Source organism: Algoriphagus sp. oki45 (assembly GCF_036245605.1).
Lineage (GTDB): Bacteria > Bacteroidota > Bacteroidia > Cytophagales > Cyclobacteriaceae > Algoriphagus.
Genome location: NZ_BTPC01000005.1, coordinates 15,987 through 33,486 on the forward strand (window position 1 = coordinate 15,987; position 17,500 = coordinate 33,486).

The following is a 17,500-nucleotide window of genomic DNA, read 5'->3' on the forward strand; positions in this document are numbered from 1 at the left end:
CCGAACTCGATTCGGGAGAATCTCGCATGGATTATAATCCTCCCTCTGTGTGTCGCTTTCGTCTGGCTCTCTGCCTCAGGCAGGCTCGATTTCATCTGAGTAGGATTTTTCTTAAGGCAAAATGGAATCTCTACCTGTTGCTGACAGGCTCGGTTTCATGGTTATTCGACGATACCTTGATAGATAAGCTCGAGGTCATTGGCAGTGACCTCGCTGGCTTTGACAATTTTTTTCAGTTCTCCATTCTTGAAAATCCCCACCCGGTCGGCCGTCTCTTTTACCCGAAAAAGATCATGGGATACCATCAAAACAGTGGCACCTTGCGAGGCCACTTTCCGAACCAATTGGGATAATTCTGCACTGGAAAGCGGGTCCAATCCACTAGCCGGTTCATCCAAAAGCAGGAGTTTTGCCTTCTTGGAATAGGCAATAGCCACCCCTACCTTTTGGCGCATACCTTTGGAGTAAGTTGATATGGGCGAGTCATGGGCTTTCTCCTGAAGGCCTGCTTCGAGCAAAAGGCTCTTGAGCTGATCTTGAGAGTAATTGATCCCTGCCAACTGAGAGAAATAAGCCAGGTTTTCTTTCCCAGAGAGATGAGGATAGAGTTGGACGTTTTCGGGAATAAAAGCCAGCCTTTTGCGAACTTCTTTTAAGTTTTCTGTGACGGTGTATCCATCCACAGAAATGCTTCCTTCATCCGGTTTTTCGAATCCCAAGATCATATTTAGAGTAGTGGTTTTGCCAGCACCATTGGGACCCAATAGGGCGAAAACTTCCCCTTCTGGTACAGTGAGAGAAAGCTGATGGACAGCCGTATGCTGTTTGAATTTTTTGGTTACTCCCTGAATTTCAAGCATGAATGACTAGTTGTGAAGTGAAAACGCAATAAAGTTGCAAAAAAATCTGAATCGGAATGAGATTTGATCACATTTTTCGCAACTTTGTTGCAAAATTTACACAAATGCAACTTTTCCAGCGCTTTTTCTTGGTTTTCTTCTTGCTGTCGGTGGGAGCTGCCCAAAGCCAAACCTTGCCCAAGAAAGATTTATGGGCACTGTTTCAGCAGGTGCCTTTCAAAGAAAAGCTTAACCGGGATTTCGGGCTTTATTTTTTCTACCCGGAGTTTACCGAGGAGCTGAAAGTCCTGAAAGGGAAAGAGGTCGTTTTGAAGGGCTTTTACATTCCCTTGGATCTTCAATCCAATCAAACCCTCATCCTATCCAAGTATCCCATGGCCGAATGCTTCTTTTGCGGAGCTGCAGGACCTGAATCTGTCGCAGTGGTCTACCTCAAAGCCAAACCTCCCCGAATGAAAGTCGATCAAATCGTGGAGGTCAGAGGAATTCTTGATCTAAATGCCACAGATGTAGAAGAAATGACCTTCATCATCCGAAATGCCACTATTATCTGAGCGATTATGAAAAAACTACCTGTAACTGTATTGAGCGGCTTTTTGGGAGCCGGAAAAACCACTCTGCTCAACCATGTCCTGCATAATAAAGAGGGTATGAAAGTAGCCGTCATCGTCAATGACATGGGCGAAATCAATGTGGATGCACAAGTCATTCAGCAGGGAAATACCCTATCCCGAACTGAGGAAAAACTGGTAGAAATGAGCAATGGCTGTATCTGCTGCACCTTGAGGGAAGACCTTATGGAGGAAGTAGGCAAGCTGGCCAGAGAGGGAAGGTTTGACTACCTGCTGATCGAAAGCTCAGGGATATCAGAACCCTTGCCCGTGGCACAAACTTTCACTTTCGTGGACGAGCACGGTAAGGCCATTCTGGGTGATGTGAGTCAGCTGGATACCTTAGTGACTGTGGTGGATGCGTTTAACTTTCCGAAGGACTTTGGGAGTGGGGATACCGTATGGACCCGAAAGATGAATGACGATCCCGAGGATACCCGTTCCATTGTCAATCTACTCACGGATCAAATTGAGTTTGCCAATGTGATTTTACTGAATAAATGTGACTTGGTAGCGGCCGAACAAGCCGAGGAACTGGAGGCGATTCTCCGTAAGCTCAATCCCCGTGCACAGGTCATTCGTACCGAAAAGGGGAAGGCTCCTTTGGATAAAATCCTAAACACGGGGCTTTATGATGAGGCCTTGGAGTCCGCATCAGCTGCATGGATGGAAGAGTTGGAAAAAGAGCATACTCCGGAAACTGAGGAATACGGGATCAGCAGCTTTGTGTTTCGGGACAAAAGACCCTTCCACCCTCAGCGCTTTTGGAATTATATTCAGTCAGAATGGCCGGCTTCGATTATCCGGAGTAAGGGGCTATTTTATATCGGTTCACGAATGGATGAAGCCATTTCTTGGTCCCAGGCTGGAGGGAGTCTCAAGGCCGAACCTACGGGCGCGTGGTGGGCTTCCATGCCTTTCCAACAGCGGATTCGCTATGCTTCCTACTTGGACAACCAAAAGTGGATTGAATCCCGATGGGACAAGCGCTTTGGGGATCGGTTGAATGAGCTGGTTCTCATCGGGCAATACCCCGAAGTAGGTAAAATCACATTTGAATTGACAGCCTGTCTGATGACTGACCGGGAGTTGGATCTTCTGGCAAAAGGTGCCAAAATCCAGGATCCCTGGCCTTTTTGATTTGAAAAAAGAAAAATGGCTGACCCTTAAAAGTCAGCCATTTGGGTATTTTTCTCCAAAATCAATTCATGGATGGCATCCCAAAGCCCAATTCTTTTCTCAAGAGCCTCTTTAGCCACTTCGAGGACTTGGTCCCATTTGCCTTGGTCTGACCCACAAAGCTCTGCAATCAATTTCAGAGACAGCGGTCCATGCTCATCTCCATCCAGCTCGATGTGTCGCTGCAGATAGTAGTTTAGCTTGGTGTAGCGGGTATTTTCCGCATCCGATTTTTTCAAAATCTCTAAAAACATATCCGGAATCAAGTCCTCTCTGCCAAAAGTGAAGGCGGAGGCTATTTTATGTGTCTGGCCAGTTTCGATGACGGAAAAGGTGTAATTGACAAAGTCTTTGACCTTGGAGTCAATCCCTAATTCATCCAAAGCATTGGATACAGGTTGGCCTGACTGAATTTGCTTTATCAGATGTCGGATATCTTCAGTATTAGCTTCTAGCTGATCCATCGCCTCGAGGTACATTTCAAAGTGGCTTTTTGCCTCTCCCAGTTCATTGAGGTCACTTTCTTCTCCGTGAACGATCTCATTGATGAATCTAGCCAAACTGGCATTTGGAGCTGGTATCCATGGGGTTTGCACGGTCGTAATTTTTAGCTGAAGAGCCTTAAGGAGAGACATGAAATCCCAAACCGCATAGACGTGATTTTCCATGAAAGTCCGCACATCTGCAATTTGACGGAGCTGTTCGAACATGGGGTGGTTTTTGAGTTGATTTCTTAGGTCTAGAATTTCATTTTCTATGAACTCAATCTGATTCATGGGTTATTATGCTTTTTTACGGGTGATTTACGATAAAGAATCGAGTTTGGATTGGCCTTTAGAGCCGATATGGGTTGGTTTATTGCCAACTTTACGTGCAATGAGTTTGTTTTTCGATTGCGATTGCATCCTAAACCCGGACAGTATTTTCCCCTCGGTATTATTTTTTGAGGGTTTTTGGAGATCATTTCAGTTCAAGACTTAATCAGACTTTTCTATCTTGACACAAAACCTACCTCATGGTGCTTTCCATCGTCTTCGCAGATTTTCAGCTCTACCTGGCCGATTGGCTCTTTTTGGTTTTTCATTCTGCCCTCATCCTTTTTAATCTATTTGGATGGATTTGGAGAAAAACACGAAAAGCACATTTGATCACCATAAGTCTGACTCTACTCTCTTGGGGATTTTTGGGCATTTGGTATGGTTGGGGATATTGCCCTTTGACGGATTGGCACTGGCAAGTCTTGGAGAAACTCGGCACTCCAAACCTGCCCAACTCCTATATCAGCTACCTGCTCGACCGGATCTTTGGCTGGAAGCCTGATCAAAAATGGGTAGATGGCGGGACACTGGGCTTAACACTTTTGGCCTTTGGGATGTCGATTTGGGTGAATTGGAAAAAAACCTTGAGAAAAATGAATTGAAGTAAGGATTCAGATAATCGGCAAAGAAAATCAAATATTCTCATTAGCTCTTTTCTTGATCCACTGCCAGGATGGTGTGGAGGAGCACATTTGCCCCATTTTCCATGTCCTCGGCTTTGGTAAATTCATTATAAGAATGACTGATGCCTCCCACACTTGGGACAAAGATCATCCCCACGGGAGCAATCAGGGCCATTTGCTGAGAATCATGACCCGCTCCACTTTGCATTTGTTTGGTAGAAAGTCCAAGAGCAAGGGCTGCCGCATTGATTTTTTGCTGCAAAGAAGAGTCTGTCAGAGCGGGAAGATTGAAGCTGGGTTCCCGACGAAAGGAGATGCTGGTTTGGGTTTCTGCGGCGATTTCTTTGGCTTTCCTTTCGATTTGTCCAAGAATGTCTTCGATTTTGTCAAAGGACAAATCCCGAATTTCCAATCCTAGAATCACTTTTCCCGGAACGACATTGTAGGCTCCGGGATGGGCTTCGACTTTTCCGACCGTTCCCACCTGATTGCCGGGGATGGACGTGACGATTTCATTCACTGCAACGGTAAGTTTGGAAGCGGCAAGCATGGCATCTTTTCTTAGTTTCATGGGGGTGGTCCCGGCATGGTTGGCAAAACCTTCCACTAGGACTTCCACATCCAATATCCCCACAATTCCCTCTACCACTCCGATTTGCAGGCCTTCGGCGTCCAAGATTCCTCCCTGCTCGATATGCAATTCCAGCCAGGCATGGACCTCGCCTTTTTTCCGCTCGGCGCTTTTGATGTCCTCGGGATTTCCGCCTATGGTGCGGATTCCTTCTGCCATCTCGAGGCCACTTTGGCTGATTTGCTTTAGACCTTCGGGAGTGAGTTTTCCGACCATAGCCTTACTGCCGATCAGGCCTCCTTCCTCATTGGCAAAGATGATTACCTCAAGTGGATGCTCGGTTGTGATCTTATTTTCATTCAGGATTTCAATCACTTCCAGAGCCGCCAAACTTCCCAAAGTCCCGTCATAATTACCCCCATCCGGGACCATATCGATATGCGAACCGAAGCCGATGGGTTTCAAGCTGGGATTTTTCCCTTTCCTTCTCCCGATGATATTTCCTCCGGCATCGATGCTTGGATTCAAACCAGCTTTTTCCATCAAGCCCATAAACCATTTTCTCCCCTCCACATCTCCAGTAGTGTAAGCCACACGGAATCCATGCCCTCGCTCATCCTGACCAAATTTGGCCAGTTCTGCGATGCGGTCCACGATGCGTTGTCGATTGACTTTTGGGAGATTGGCGAAAAAGGGATTTGCTTCGAGGACCGGCAAGCCAAGGGCTGTGAAGCCTAAACTCGCCAAAGCGGTTTTCTTTAAAAATGATCTACGACTCATGGGGTAAGAATTGGTGGCGCAAGAAGTTAGGGATTTTTGGGGAGAAAAGTGATTTGTGTAAAAAAGAGGATTTACTCGGTAGGGGAGTTCGCTGGTGAAATTGGCTCCTCCTAAAATCTATGAAAGGGTAATTTTGAATCAAAGTATTCTGGAATTAAAAAAGCGTAGAAGCAAGCAACGCTTAGGTGGGGATTATTTTCTTTTCACATAATTCAAAACCACAGGAGCTAAAGTCGAATTGCTTATTCCCTTTTTTTGGCAAAAGCTGCTCAATAGCCAAACCTCTAATTCTTTAGCTCCCTTGCTAGCATTGCAGGAGCGACAAAACAAAGCAATATTCTCTGGGCCATTAATCCGAATATCATTGATTATATGCTCCCAAGAGGGTTTTGATCTGGGAGAACCATCGGAATCCTGAAAAGAAACTCCGCAATAAACGCAGGCTAAATCCCTTGCCTTCACTAATTCTTCTACCTCTTTTGGAATTCCCCAGCGGTTAGGCATTTGATAGACCCTTATTTTTTCAACATTCTATTCCTTGAATTTTTCGAAATAATTCAGATCAATCTCATATACAGTTTTGGGTTTTAAACCCAATTGTACCTTTTCAAACATTTGAACGAGTTTATTTCCGTCAACAAGTTCAATAGGTGGTGCCCCTTCCCTGTTTGCCTCTTTTTCAGCTTCTTTTGTGAAAGTACCAGTGGTCAGAATTATCCCTTTTTCGGCTCTTCCTAACATTGAATTTCTAAAATCTCCCACTTGTGACCTAGAAACTGAGCCCTCGTAACGTTTACATTGGAAGATGACTTTAAAACTTACAAATGGATTGATTTCCAAAACCCCGTAGCCATCGATTCCTCCATCATGTGACTTACCAGTTACCTCCACTTTTTCAAAATTGTGTTCTCTCAATAGCTCTTTACAAATATTTTCAAATCCCTTAGGGGATAAAGATTTTAATACTGAAAGCAGGTTGGCCTCGGCAGGAATTTCAATAGTTTCTGGTGAATCCTCTTCTTGGTCCTCAATTATTTCTTCCTTGGTTTTCGTTTTTCTGGCCTTTTGATTGATTTCAACCCATTTCAAAAATAGTTTATGGGCAGCAGCATAATCCAAATTGGTATTTCTTCCTCTTTCAGTCAGTTTCCAAGTTCCCCTAACACTTGAGTCAAGGAGTCCTTCCCAAATCAAATATTGTCTTGCCCAAGCGACTTGATTTTCAAATCTATTTGTCCCTGATTTTAAAGTCTGATCCAAAAAATCCTCTGTCAAGTTCTCTTTTTCAGCTATCTTTTCACATACCTCTTTTGGCTTTCCAGTATTCCCTAGTTCACGAAGGGCGTCCAAGACAGGACCAAACCATTTTACAAACTCAGCTTGACTTTTTCTTTTTCTCATTATTCAATTTTAAATTTTTAATTCCTAATTATTCTTCCCGTCCATCCTTTTCGATTGAATTTCCAACTAGAAAAGAATTCCAAATTACATTCAGCCCCACTACTTAGGTTTTCATTAGTCCCTTTAGGGACAGAATATTGGTAGTATGTAAGATACCGCCTCCCTTCTTCCGTCCCATTCGGGACGGGATATTTTGGCTTGAATCTTTTCTACCCACCTCCAGTGCCTAGCGGCACTTGCTATTTGAATTATCACTCATTCGCCCATTTGGATCCCCATCTATTAGGAAAATTTTTATCGGTTTACCGAATTTCATTTTTGATCAGTTTTAAATCTTGGCCATTGGTTATATCCGATTTCGGGGTTATTAGACTGGTATTTTCGAATGAATTCAATCTCTTTTTCTGCCAATTCTCTTTCTGTCGCGGTTTCAGATTCCCACAATATTTCTTTACGTACGGTATAATCCATTCGAACTTCTTTTGGTAGGTTTTCGAAATCTTTATTGATTAAATACAAATCAGGACTGCCAAAATATCTATGGCTTCCCACACTGTCTTTTCCGATATAGATTTTATTGGTAGGGTAGGTTATCTTGTAGATTTGTTTCATCCCTTAATTTTAAGTTTTATTCCTGATTAATCACCCCGTCCACCCTTCTTGATAGAATTTCAAGGCAGAAAAAAATTCAAATTACATTCAGCTCCACTGCTTAGGTTTTCATTAGTCCCTTTAGGGACAGAATATTGGTAGAATATGAGCGGACCTCTTCTTCCGTCCCATCCGGGACGGGATATTTTTGGTTTGAGCCTATTCTACCCACATCCTGTGCCTAACGGCACTTACTGCTGTTGGAATATATCGTTGCCATAATCCACTTCCCGAAAAATATAACGCTGGTCAAATTCTACTTCGAATTTCTCTAACAGGGTCCTATATTCTTCCAAAAAGCTCCATTTTTTGTGATGCTCCTCCTGATTTTTGATATAATCAATAACTTGATTTATATGAGATTTGCTGTAGCTGAAGGCCCCAAATCCTTCCTGCCATGAAAACTTCCCTTTAGTAAACTTCTTTTGGTTGATCCATTTTGAGCTGTCTCCTTTTACATCTTGCATCAATTCCGAAAGCGATTGAGTTGGCCTCATCCCGATAAGAATGTGGACATGATCAGGCATTCCATTTATCGCAAGGACTTTATGGTTGTGGTTATTTATAATCCCTGAGATATATTTATATAGCTCATTTTTCCAAGTTTCTTGAATGATGCAATCGCGATTTTGAACAGTAAAAACCACTTGAATGTGAATTTGAGTATATGTGTTTGCCATAATTCAAAAAGTTGTTTTTCCACTTTCACTTTTTTTATAATCATTCATTCCATACTCCTCACCCCGCCCAACCTTCTCTGTCCAAACTTCTATACTGAATTGCTTCGGCTAGGTGCTCGACTTTGATGGCCTCACTTCCGGCAATATCGGCGATGGTGCGGGCGACTTTGAGGATGCGGTCGTAGGCTCGGGCGGAGAGGCCGAGTCGTTCCATGGCGGTTTTTAGCAGGGCTTTTCCAGCCTCATTGATTTGACAGACTTCTTTGACCATGTGCGAAGGCATCATCGCATTGCAGTAGACTTCGGGATTGTTTTGGAAGCGATCTTTCTGCTTTTCTCTCCCCTGAATCACCCGCTCCCGGATAGCTTTGCTGGATTCTGCCTTGCGGGTGGAGGTCATTTCGTCAAACTTCACCGGAGTCACTTCCACATGCAGGTCAATCCGGTCGAGTAGGGGACCGCTCACCTTGTTGAGGTAGCGCTGCACGATTCCAGGTCCACAGACACATTCCTTTTCCGGGTGATTGTAGTAGCCACAAGGGCATGGATTCATGCTGGCGATCAGCATAAAGTTGGCCGGATAGTCCACCGAGACCTTCGCCCGGGAGATGGTGACCTTTCGCTCTTCGAGGGGTTGACGCATGACTTCGAGGACTGTGCGTTTGAATTCTGGGAGTTCGTCCAGAAACAAGACCCCATTGTGGGCAAGGGAGATTTCCCCGGGTTGGGGATTACCTCCTCCGCCCACCAAGGCTACGTCAGAGATGGTATGGTGAGGGCTACGGAAAGGTCTTTGGGCTAGGAGAGAGGCATTGCGTCCCAGTTTACCCGCTACGGAATGGATCTTTGTCGTCTCCAAAGCTTCCTGTAGGGAAAGCGGAGGCAAGATGGAAGGCAGGCGCTTGGCGAGCATAGTTTTCCCCGCTCCGGGAGGGCCGATCATGATCACGTTATGTCCTCCCGCTGCGGCGATTTCCATGGCCCGCTTGATATTTTCCTGACCTTGCACATCGGCAAAGTCAAATTCGTTTTCGTCCAGAGAATGATAAAAAATCTCCCGGGTATCGGTGACCAAGGGCTCGATGTCCAAATTGCCCTGAAGGAAATCCACAGCCTGATCCAAAGTCTCCACACCGATGATGTCGATGTTATTCACGATAGAGGCTTCTTTGGCATTTTCCAAGGGAAGAATAAAGCCTTTGAATCCTCTCTTCCTCGCCTCGATGGCAATGGGAAGGACTCCTTTGATCGGGCGGAGATTACCATCCAGTGAAAGCTCGCCCATAATCACATAGCGCTCCAGTTCCGGAAAACTCACCTGCTCTGAAGCCTGCAAGATCCCCATGGCGATGGGTAGATCGTAGGCTGATCCCTCTTTTCGGATATCTGCAGGAGCGAGATTGATCACCACCTTTTGCCGGGGCATGCGGTAGTTGAAATACTTCAGGGCAGATTCTACCCGCTGCTGGGATTCCTTTACGGCTGAGTCGGGAAGACCTACCATAAAGAAACTGGTGCCCTGTCCTACATTGACTTCGATGGTGATCAGATTTGCGTCTACTCCTGAGACGGCGCTTCCAAAAGTTTTTGCAACCATAGCTTTTTCAAATAAAAAAGGAAACCGATTTGGCTTCCTTAATATAAAACTTTGCGAAAATTAAATCTTTATTGATCCGTAAAATTTTGGCGGGGCTTGATGGTCCCGCTAGGGTCTTCCTGGTTTTTTTGAGGGATGGTTTTCTTGGGTTCCTCAGACTTGGGATGCTCAAAATCGTAGATTTTTGCCTTCAATCCATTCATTTCATTCTGCATCTTTTTGATGGTAGAGTCTTGACTGCTGGTATGCATGGCAGTAGCTCCCCACACAGCCAAGAATACAATCAATCCGGTCAAAAACACCTTGACCATAGATTCGGGAGTGATCGGGTCCATATTGAAGGTAGCTCCCAGCGTATCAAAGAAGATGAAGAAGAGCAAGAAAACCAGAAAGAATACCAGCAGAGCCAGTTGGAGATATAATGAAAGCTTTTTCATAGGTCAAAATTAAATTTTTCCAATTTACTCAAACGGATTGAATACTGGAAAGCTTTTGGTAAAGCCCTTCTCTCTGCATCAGTTCTATGTGGGTGCCTTGCTGGACGATTTTGCCTTTTTCGATGACCAAAATCTCATCCGCATGCTGGATAGTACTCAGACGGTGAGCGATGACCAAGGTGGTACGGTTGGTCATCAGTTTGGTCAAAGCCTCTTGTACCAACTGCTCTGATTCGGAATCCAATGCCGAAGTAGCTTCGTCCAGGATCAGAATAGGTGGGTTTTTCAATACTGCCCGGGCAATGCTCAATCGTTGCCTTTGTCCTCCGGATAGCTTGGAACCCCGGTCTCCGATATTGGTTTGGTAGCCGTTTTCGAGCTGGGAAATAAAGGAATGCGCATTGGCAATTTGGGCGGCTGCGATCACCTGCTCCTCAGTGGCCTCTTCGATTCCAAAGGCTATGTTGTTGTAAACCGTATCATTAAACAGGATGGATTCCTGAGTGACGATGCCCATCAGGTTTCTCAGTTCGGAAGTGGAATACTCCCGGATGTCAGTTCCGTCCAAGGTGATCTGCCCAGAGGTGGGATCATAAAATCGGGGAACCAGATCCGCCAAGGTGGACTTGCCTCCACCTGAAGGCCCCACCAAGGCAATAGTTTTTCCTTTTTCCAAGCGAAAACTGATCTTTTCCAAAACCAACTGATCCTGATAGGCAAAGCTGACCTCGTGGAATTCAATTTCTTTTTCAAAGGTCTTTAGCTTTTTAGGGTTGGCCGGGGAGTTGATCAGCTCAGGAGTGTCCACCACTTCAAAGATTCGCTCGGCTGAGGCTATCCCTCTTTGAATGCTGCTCACGGCACGGGAGATTTCCTTGGCCGGATTGAGGACTTGGGTGAAAATGATGATGTAGGTGATAAAGTCCGATGCGCTCAGGCTAGATTCTCCGCTCAGGACAAGACTGCCTCCATAGACCAGAATTCCTGCTACCACGCTGACTCCGAGAAATTGGGAAATGGGAGAGGCCAGCTCGTTTTTTCGGGCCATACTCACATTGACCCGGGAGTAATAGTCGTTTTCTCCGTCAAATTTATCCTCCGTAAACCGCTCGGCATTGAAGGCCTTGATGACCCGCATGCCCCCTAGGGTTTCATCCAGAATATTCACAATTCTCCCAAGAGATTGCTGGCTTTGAATGGCCCTTTTTTTCAGGCGTTTGGTGATTCCACCTATAATGGCTCCGGAAATAGGGATAATCAGAATGGTGAAAAGGGTCAGCTTGACCGACATGAAAAATAGCACTGCAAAATACAGAATGATGGTGGCAGGTTCCCGGAATACCACCCTCAGGGACTGGACAATGGTGTTTTCTACCTCCTGCACATCATTGGTCATTTTGGACATCAGGTCTCCTTTGCGCTCATTGGAAAAGTAGCCCAAGTGGAGGCGATTGACTTTTTGGAAGATGTCCATGCGCATGCCTCGAATCACTGTGGCTCTTACTTTGGCCAAAACCACTCCGGATAAGTAGGTGAAGAGATTGGAAAGGAAGACGGAAATGACAATGATGATGCAGACAAAGACCAAGGTGCCGAATTTGCCGTAGGCGTCCTGAACCAGCAGAAATCGGTGATAAAACAGGGAAGTGAAGTAGTCTACCGAAAGGCTGAAAGGGCCCAGACTGCGGTATTTTTCCAAAGATGCCGGCTCTACCTGCTCAAAGATGACATCGAAGAGCGGCTTGAGCAGGGTGAAATTGAGCAGGCCAAAGACAATCGCCAAAAAGGCGTAGAAAATATAGATCGGAACAAACCTGCCAAAGGGCCGGGCATAGGAAAGGATCCGAAAGTAGGTGTTCATCTAAAAGGACGAAATTATTTGGGCCGCAAGTTACGGAAAATTAGCGGAGGGAAGACTTCTCAGACCCTTCCAGCCTCAAGATGACCTTAAATGCAGATCTTGGATCGACCATCAGTAATTGAAATCCGGTCTGGTGAAATTCCACCGGAAGGCAAACTGCAGGAAATTACTGGCCTGAGGTGCGTTGAGGTCTTGAGCCGTCCTTCTTCTATAGGTGTGGGAAAAGTCCACAAAGAAGTTGTGCTTCAACATATAGGAAGCGTTAAAATTGGTCTGGACAACCTGATTTTCCACTCCCTGACCGATAAAATTACCAAAGAGGCCGGTTGGGCTGCCTTCCAGTCTGTTTTTCAGCACATCTCCGCCCCAGTTGGTTTCTGGGTTTTCATCCGCTCCGAAAAGCTGATACATGCCTGTGAGATTCAAATCCAGCCGGGGAAGAGGCTGATAGCGGAGGATTCCAACAAATTCTCTGAAATTGGCACCCCGAGGATGAGTAAGTGGCGTGCGCCAGTTGGAATAGGATTGATAGTCCACCTTCTCCTGAAAAGTATAGGGCCTGGCCTGATTCCATTCCAGCTGAAAATCCAGGTTGCTGATGTTCAGTGCATTGATGTATTTCAATCCAGCCTGGGCGCCGTATTTGTTTCGCTTTGATCCGTCTCCGTCAATCTCGAAAAACTCCGTGAAGACAAATTCATCCAAAGCAAACTGCCCATACAGCTGCAATCCGGGAGTGACCATCCACTTTCCGTCTATTCCCAGCATGACTTTGTCCGGTGTACCTAGCTGCTGCTCCACCCATCGCACCATCACTAGGGGATTGAAGTAGTTGAAATTGATCTTGTCTGTCATTACAGAGGCAAACCAGCCCAGATTGATTTTTTTGCCCACATTGAATCCCATGCGGTTGTAGGAAAAATACTTTTGGGGATATCTTCCATCCGTGGGTCGGCCTCTGTCATAAAATACATCTGCGGTCATTTGGGACCAGATATTGGTCAGCTGAAACTTCCAGACTTTTGTATTGAATTTGACAAACATATAGGGGTTGGAGAAATCCGAAATCTGGAAAGAGCGATATCCCTCCCCGGCAAAATTCCGATCGTGTCCCACCTGTACTTCAATATGCTTGGTGATCTGAAAGGATACATGGCCCAAGGCAGAAAAATAGCTGTAGCCATTATCCTGATATTCTTTCCAAAAACCCTCTCCGGGAACAGCCCCGTTGTATTCCGTGTAGTCTTTGACCCAAGAGGGAAAAAATACTTCCGAAGTGGTGAAATAGGTAAAAAAGCCCACCTTTTGATCTACCGAACCCCTCAAAACCACCCCTCTGGCTAGTCGGGCAGGATTTTGATTGTTGTCTGTCTCTGTGCCTCCGCTGAGATAGATGACTGGGCTGAGATGAATATCAAACTCCTCTGAGTTGTAATGGGCAAAATCTCCTGGTCTTTGATACAATTTCTTCAGGAAAGGTTTTTTGGATTCTGGAATATTCCGATCAGAGAATTCCCAGTTGTCCTGACTCAGGTAGTCCAAATTGAATTGATCTGCTTTGGAACGGATCACTTCAGGATTTGAAGCCAAACTGTCCAAAAACCCGGCAATGATATCTCTTCGGTAGGGTTTGAATCCCGTGTTGAAAAAGGGATTATTTTGACCCTGAAGGATTTCGTATCGTTCGATTTTGTGGTAATAATCTCTGTCGTAAGGCACATAGGAGCCCTGAGAAAAAGCCTGAAAGGAAACCAGTAAAATGCCCAAAGCCAAAATAGACGGGGTCAGAAAGCGAAGAGTTACTTTTTTTTGCATGGCCTTAAAGCTAAAAAAGAATCCGAAGATTTTTCATCAGGCCTTGGCTTTGTCCTTTTCCTCCTACTAAAATGACCTTAACAAAGTTTTAACCTGCCTAAAAGGAGATATCTTTATCTTTGGCAAAAAACAACAAGAAATGGTAAGAAAGATCTTGGCAGTATTTTTTGCAGTGAGTCTATTTACACTTTCTGCTTCAGCCCAACAACCTGACAATCAACCCAAATTAGTGGTAGGAATCATTGTAGACCAAATGAGACAAGAGTACCTGTATCGCTTTGGAGACAGATTTGGTGAGGGAGGTTTTAAGCGATTTACCGAGCAGGGATTTATGATGACCAACGGGCATTACAATTACATCCCTACCTACACCGGGCCGGGACATGCCTCTGTCTACACCGGTACCACCCCTGCTACCCATGGAATTATCGCCAATAACTGGTATGTGCGGCAGCTGAACAGGGCGATATATTGTGCAGAGGACAGTACGGTTACCCATGTAGGCGGTACTCCGGGAAATGGGCAAATCAGCCCCAGAAACCTACTTTCTACCACCATTTCGGACGAACTTCGTTTTTCTACTGCCAAAAGATCCAAAGTCGTAGGAATAGCCATCAAAGACCGTGGGGCAAGCCTGCCTGCAGGACATACCGGAGATGCCTATTGGTACGACAGCGACAATGGGGAGTGGATGACCTCAACTTATTACCATCAGTCTTTACCACAATGGGCGGCTGATTTCAATGCGAAGAAAAGACCCGATTACTACTTAGGACAGACTTGGAATACCTTGTATCCGATTGAGTCCTACGTCAATTCTCTTCCTGACAACAATGATTTTGAGGCTCCTTTTATTGGAAAAAATACTCCCACATTCCCTTACGCTCTGGATTCTTTGAGAAAGAATAATGGGGACTACGGCCTCATCGCCTCCACTCCTTATGGAAATAGTCTGACTTTGGATTTTGCCTATGCGGCGATAGAAGGAGAAAAGCTGGGGCAAAGAGGAGTGACTGATTTGCTGGCAGTGAGCTTTTCCAGTCCGGATTACATCGGTCATCGATTTGGTCCTTCTTCTGTAGAAGTGGAAGACAATTACCTCAGACTGGACAAGGATTTGGCAGCATTTTTTGACTACTTGGATCAGAAAATCGGCAAAGGGCAATATCTGGTCTTTATCTCCGCAGATCATGCTGTGGCCGAAGTGCCGAGCTACATGGTCAGCGAAAAAGTTCCTGCTGGCAACTTCAATACCGGACTTATTTTGGGACAGCTCCGAGGCTTTGCTCAGGCCAAATATGGAGATGGTAACTGGATCCTGAATTTTTCCAACGAACAGGTTTTTCTTAATAAGGACTTGGCAAGAGAAAAAAACATGGATTTTGAGCTCATGCAGCGGGAAATCGCCGACTATTCTCTGAGATTCAAGGGAGTGAAGGAAGCATACACTGCTGCTGATCTCAAGACAATGGAGTATAATTTCGGAAGCAAGCACTTGCTTCAGATGGGATTCAATCACAAAGCCTCTGGGGATGTCCTTTTAGTCTTGGAGCCGGCTTGGCTTGCCGGTGGTCAAAGGGGAACTACACATGGCTCAGGGTATACTTACGATACCCACGTGCCCATTGCCTTCTATGGCTGGGGAATCAAGCCGGGTACAAGTTCCACCTATACCACAGTCACGGATATAGCACCTACCTTGTCGGTATTGTTGAAAATCAAATTTCCGAATGGAGCCACAGGGCAGCCGATCAAGGAGATTGTCGATGGAAAATAACTGAAGAGAAGCATTTGATCCCGGGTACAAAACCCGGGATTTTTTTGGCGATCGTTCAACAAGCCTTCAAATCATCTTGAATTGGTATTGATTCCTGAACTTGTCTTAAGACTCGATTTCTATTGAATAAAACTTAGGTTTTCTCTGCATTCGCTGGTTTTTGTGCTTGGATTTTTTTCAGGAAGTTGATTAATTTGAGCTATTCATTTTTAAATATGAGCTATTCATCCTCAAAAATCTGGATTCATCTTGTTTTTTATACCCGCCAAAGAGAACCGCTTTTGGTGGGTAAATTGAAGAAAGGAATCAAGGAAGGACTGGAGGGGTTTTTATCAGAAAATTGCGATCAGCCCTGTGCTTACCATATTTTGCCTGAGCACATCCATCTTTTGATCAATTTATCAGATTCTCTATCTGCCAAGGAGGTTTTAAAGAAGATTCAATCCAAAATTCAGGACTCTTTGAAAGAAAGCAAAATGGATGTGAATCTGGATTGGGAGGAAGAGTTTCATGTGCATTCTGTGAGTGCTACTCGTCTTTCTACCGAGAAAAGTGGAATTATGCGCCAAGAACTCATCCATCAGGAAGTGTCACTGGAAGAAGAGATGAAATTTTTGGGGATGTAAAAAAAGCCCCTGGAGGCTGTTCCAGAGGCTTCAATTACTTATTCAGTCCAGCTCATCGGGTAATTTTCATCCACAAAACTCAGTGCATCTTTGGTCAGCATCAGAGGCTTGAAGGTATCAAGCATGACTGCATACTCTTTGGTTTCTTTAGCTCCGATGGATTTCTCGACTGTTCCGGGATGGGGTCCGTGAGGAAGTCCTCCCATGTGTATGGTGAATGATCCTCGGTCTATGCCTTTTCGGCTCATAAATTCACCTTCTGCATAATAGAGCACCTCATCCGAGTCAATATTGCTGTGGTTGTAAGGGGCAGGTATAGCCAAAGGATGATAATCAAACAAGCGAGGAACAAAGGAGCAAATTACAAATCCCCAAGCCTGAAAAGTCTGATGCACCGGAGGCGGCTGATGAATTCGTCCGGTGATCGGCTCGAAATCATGAATGGAAAGCGCATAAGGGTAAAGGTAACCATCCCAGCCCACGATATCCAAGGGGCTGTGCCCATAGTGATATTGGTGAAGCATGCCCTGTTTTTTAATTTGGACTAAGTAATCGCCCTTTTGATCTTCGATATGGAGCTCATGAGGAGGTCTTATATCTCTTTCGCAATAGGGGGAGTGCTCCAATAATTGTCCCACCTCGTTTCGGTAACGCTTTACCGTTTCGATTGGGCCATGGGATTCGATGACCAATAGGCGGAGAGGTCCTTCTTCTGCAAATTCAAATCGATAAATCGTGGTTCTTGGAATGACCACATAGTCCCCTTTTTTCACTTCCAGCTTTCCAAATTGAGAGTACAATACTCCCTCTCCGTCGTGGATGTAAATCAACTCGTCCCCATCGGCATTTTTGAAGTAGTATTCCATTTTCCGCTGCTTGGGCGAGCAGATTCCCATCATGACGTCATTGTTCATCATCAGCATCCTTCGGGCACTCAGGTAGTCCTCTCCGGTGATCTCTACACCTGAAGTCTTGAGATGGGTCTGATTGAGTCCGTAGGCCTCTGCAGGTTCCCATTTATAGGGTTTGGGAGTGCCAATGGATTTGACTTCGTTGGGATTGTATATATGATACAGGTTGGAATAGATACCGGAAAAGCCTTTTGAACTCACCAATTCTTCTTTGTAAAGACTGCCGTCAGGCTGCCTGAATTGGGTATGTCGCTTGGGGGGAATTTTTCCTAATCTGAAGTAGTATGCCATGATTTTGGGTT

The 17,500-nt window shown here is 45.2% G+C and carries 17 protein-coding genes; 5 read left to right on the forward strand and 12 right to left on the reverse strand.

Features of this window, described 5'->3' with window-relative positions; all coding sequences use genetic code 11:
• Nucleotides 1-161: 161 nt before the first annotated feature.
• Nucleotides 162-860, reverse strand: coding sequence for an ABC transporter ATP-binding protein (locus AAA942_RS17755; RefSeq protein ID WP_338221647.1), 699 nt, complete (start codon nucleotides 858-860; stop codon nucleotides 162-164).
• A 104-nt stretch (nucleotides 861-964) separates the two neighbouring features.
• Here AAA942_RS17755 and AAA942_RS17760 point away from each other — a divergent pair, with 104 nt between their 5' ends.
• Both AAA942_RS17760 and AAA942_RS17765 read left to right on the forward strand, forming a co-directional pair.
• Nucleotides 965-1,414 carry a hypothetical protein gene (locus tag AAA942_RS17760; RefSeq protein WP_338221648.1) on the forward strand — a complete coding sequence of 150 codons (450 nt, stop codon included), beginning with the start codon at nucleotides 965-967 and terminating at the stop codon, nucleotides 1,412-1,414.
• A gap of 6 nt (nucleotides 1,415-1,420) precedes the next feature.
• Nucleotides 1,421-2,611: a GTP-binding protein gene (locus AAA942_RS17765; protein WP_338221649.1), complete on the forward strand. Its 1,191-nt coding sequence runs from the start codon at nucleotides 1,421-1,423 to the stop codon at nucleotides 2,609-2,611.
• A 26-nt stretch (nucleotides 2,612-2,637) separates the two neighbouring features.
• On the opposite strand, the gene AAA942_RS17770 is transcribed toward AAA942_RS17765, so the two are convergent.
• On the reverse strand, nucleotides 2,638-3,426 hold the full coding sequence (locus tag AAA942_RS17770; RefSeq protein ID WP_338221650.1) for a DUF3050 domain-containing protein: 789 nt from the start codon (nucleotides 3,424-3,426) through the stop codon (nucleotides 2,638-2,640).
• A gap of 239 nt (nucleotides 3,427-3,665) precedes the next feature.
• On the opposite strand from AAA942_RS17770, the gene AAA942_RS17775 reads away from it, so the two are divergent.
• Nucleotides 3,666-4,070, forward strand: coding sequence for a DUF2784 domain-containing protein (locus AAA942_RS17775; protein ID WP_338221651.1), 405 nt, complete (start codon nucleotides 3,666-3,668; stop codon nucleotides 4,068-4,070).
• A 43-nt stretch (nucleotides 4,071-4,113) separates the two neighbouring features.
• Here the strand turns inward: AAA942_RS17775 and AAA942_RS17780 are convergent, their stop codons facing one another.
• The 9 genes from AAA942_RS17780 to AAA942_RS17820 form a co-directional block, all read right to left on the reverse strand.
• Nucleotides 4,114-5,442 (reverse strand): Zn-dependent hydrolase, encoded by a 1,329-nt coding sequence (locus AAA942_RS17780; RefSeq protein WP_338221652.1) that lies wholly within the window; start codon nucleotides 5,440-5,442, stop codon nucleotides 4,114-4,116.
• Nucleotides 5,443-5,634: 192 nt separating this feature from the next.
• Nucleotides 5,635-5,946, reverse strand: coding sequence for an HNH endonuclease signature motif containing protein (locus AAA942_RS17785; RefSeq protein WP_338221653.1), 312 nt, complete (start codon nucleotides 5,944-5,946; stop codon nucleotides 5,635-5,637).
• A 27-nt stretch (nucleotides 5,947-5,973) separates the two neighbouring features.
• Nucleotides 5,974-6,843, reverse strand: a complete 870-nt coding sequence (locus AAA942_RS17790; RefSeq protein ID WP_338221654.1) for a restriction endonuclease — start codon at nucleotides 6,841-6,843, stop codon at nucleotides 5,974-5,976.
• Between the two features lie 312 nt (nucleotides 6,844-7,155).
• Nucleotides 7,156-7,455, reverse strand: a complete 300-nt coding sequence (locus AAA942_RS17795; protein ID WP_338221655.1) for a GIY-YIG nuclease family protein — start codon at nucleotides 7,453-7,455, stop codon at nucleotides 7,156-7,158.
• A 230-nt stretch (nucleotides 7,456-7,685) separates the two neighbouring features.
• Nucleotides 7,686-8,174, reverse strand: a complete 489-nt coding sequence (tnpA, locus tag AAA942_RS17800; protein WP_338221656.1) for an IS200/IS605 family transposase — start codon at nucleotides 8,172-8,174, stop codon at nucleotides 7,686-7,688.
• A 58-nt stretch (nucleotides 8,175-8,232) separates the two neighbouring features.
• Nucleotides 8,233-9,771, reverse strand: a complete 1,539-nt coding sequence (locus tag AAA942_RS17805) for a YifB family Mg chelatase-like AAA ATPase (protein WP_338221657.1) — start codon at nucleotides 9,769-9,771, stop codon at nucleotides 8,233-8,235.
• 68 nt (nucleotides 9,772-9,839) lie between these two features.
• Nucleotides 9,840-10,208 carry a hypothetical protein gene (locus AAA942_RS17810; protein ID WP_338221658.1) on the reverse strand — a complete coding sequence of 123 codons (369 nt, stop codon included), beginning with the start codon at nucleotides 10,206-10,208 and terminating at the stop codon, nucleotides 9,840-9,842.
• A gap of 28 nt (nucleotides 10,209-10,236) precedes the next feature.
• On the reverse strand, nucleotides 10,237-12,069 hold the full coding sequence (locus AAA942_RS17815) for an ABC transporter ATP-binding protein (protein WP_338221659.1): 1,833 nt from the start codon (nucleotides 12,067-12,069) through the stop codon (nucleotides 10,237-10,239).
• Between the two features lie 111 nt (nucleotides 12,070-12,180).
• A complete protein-coding gene (locus AAA942_RS17820) occupies nucleotides 12,181-13,884 on the reverse strand; it encodes a hypothetical protein (RefSeq protein WP_338221660.1) in 1,704 nt (567 codons plus the stop codon).
• A 139-nt stretch (nucleotides 13,885-14,023) separates the two neighbouring features.
• Here AAA942_RS17820 and pafA point away from each other — a divergent pair, with 139 nt between their 5' ends.
• Nucleotides 14,024-15,661, forward strand: a complete 1,638-nt coding sequence (gene pafA, locus AAA942_RS17825) for an alkaline phosphatase PafA (RefSeq protein ID WP_338221661.1) — start codon at nucleotides 14,024-14,026, stop codon at nucleotides 15,659-15,661.
• A gap of 215 nt (nucleotides 15,662-15,876) precedes the next feature.
• Entirely contained in the window at nucleotides 15,877-16,287 is a 411-nt protein-coding gene (locus AAA942_RS17830; protein ID WP_338221662.1) for a transposase, read from the forward strand.
• Nucleotides 16,288-16,325: 38 nt separating this feature from the next.
• Here the strand turns inward: AAA942_RS17830 and AAA942_RS17835 are convergent, their stop codons facing one another.
• On the reverse strand, nucleotides 16,326-17,489 hold the full coding sequence (locus AAA942_RS17835; RefSeq protein WP_338221663.1) for a homogentisate 1,2-dioxygenase: 1,164 nt from the start codon (nucleotides 17,487-17,489) through the stop codon (nucleotides 16,326-16,328).
• Nucleotides 17,490-17,500: the final 11 nt, after the last annotated feature.

Coding starts and splice junctions, on each gene's coding strand:
- AAA942_RS17815 (WP_338221659.1), bottom strand. CDS start 12,069: ATGAACACCTACTTTCGGATCCTTTCCTATGCCCGGCCCTTTGGCAGG.
- AAA942_RS17770 (WP_338221650.1), bottom strand. CDS start 3,426: ATGAATCAGATTGAGTTCATAGAAAATGAAATTCTAGACCTAAGAAAT.
- AAA942_RS17805 (WP_338221657.1), bottom strand. CDS start 9,771: ATGGTTGCAAAAACTTTTGGAAGCGCCGTCTCAGGAGTAGACGCAAAT.
- AAA942_RS17790 (WP_338221654.1), bottom strand. CDS start 6,843: ATGAGAAAAAGAAAAAGTCAAGCTGAGTTTGTAAAATGGTTTGGTCCT.
- AAA942_RS17760 (WP_338221648.1), top strand. CDS start 965: ATGCAACTTTTCCAGCGCTTTTTCTTGGTTTTCTTCTTGCTGTCGGTG.
- pafA (WP_338221661.1), top strand. CDS start 14,024: ATGGTAAGAAAGATCTTGGCAGTATTTTTTGCAGTGAGTCTATTTACA.
- tnpA (WP_338221656.1), bottom strand. CDS start 8,174: ATGGCAAACACATATACTCAAATTCACATTCAAGTGGTTTTTACTGTT.
- AAA942_RS17785 (WP_338221653.1), bottom strand. CDS start 5,946: ATGCCTAACCGCTGGGGAATTCCAAAAGAGGTAGAAGAATTAGTGAAG.
- AAA942_RS17775 (WP_338221651.1), top strand. CDS start 3,666: ATGGTGCTTTCCATCGTCTTCGCAGATTTTCAGCTCTACCTGGCCGAT.
- AAA942_RS17820 (WP_338221660.1), bottom strand. CDS start 13,884: ATGCAAAAAAAAGTAACTCTTCGCTTTCTGACCCCGTCTATTTTGGCT.
- AAA942_RS17795 (WP_338221655.1), bottom strand. CDS start 7,455: ATGAAACAAATCTACAAGATAACCTACCCTACCAATAAAATCTATATC.
- AAA942_RS17755 (WP_338221647.1), bottom strand. CDS start 860: ATGCTTGAAATTCAGGGAGTAACCAAAAAATTCAAACAGCATACGGCT.
- AAA942_RS17835 (WP_338221663.1), bottom strand. CDS start 17,489: ATGGCATACTACTTCAGATTAGGAAAAATTCCCCCCAAGCGACATACC.
- AAA942_RS17810 (WP_338221658.1), bottom strand. CDS start 10,208: ATGAAAAAGCTTTCATTATATCTCCAACTGGCTCTGCTGGTATTCTTT.
- AAA942_RS17765 (WP_338221649.1), top strand. CDS start 1,421: ATGAAAAAACTACCTGTAACTGTATTGAGCGGCTTTTTGGGAGCCGGA.
- AAA942_RS17830 (WP_338221662.1), top strand. CDS start 15,877: ATGAGCTATTCATCCTCAAAAATCTGGATTCATCTTGTTTTTTATACC.
- AAA942_RS17780 (WP_338221652.1), bottom strand. CDS start 5,442: ATGAGTCGTAGATCATTTTTAAAGAAAACCGCTTTGGCGAGTTTAGGC.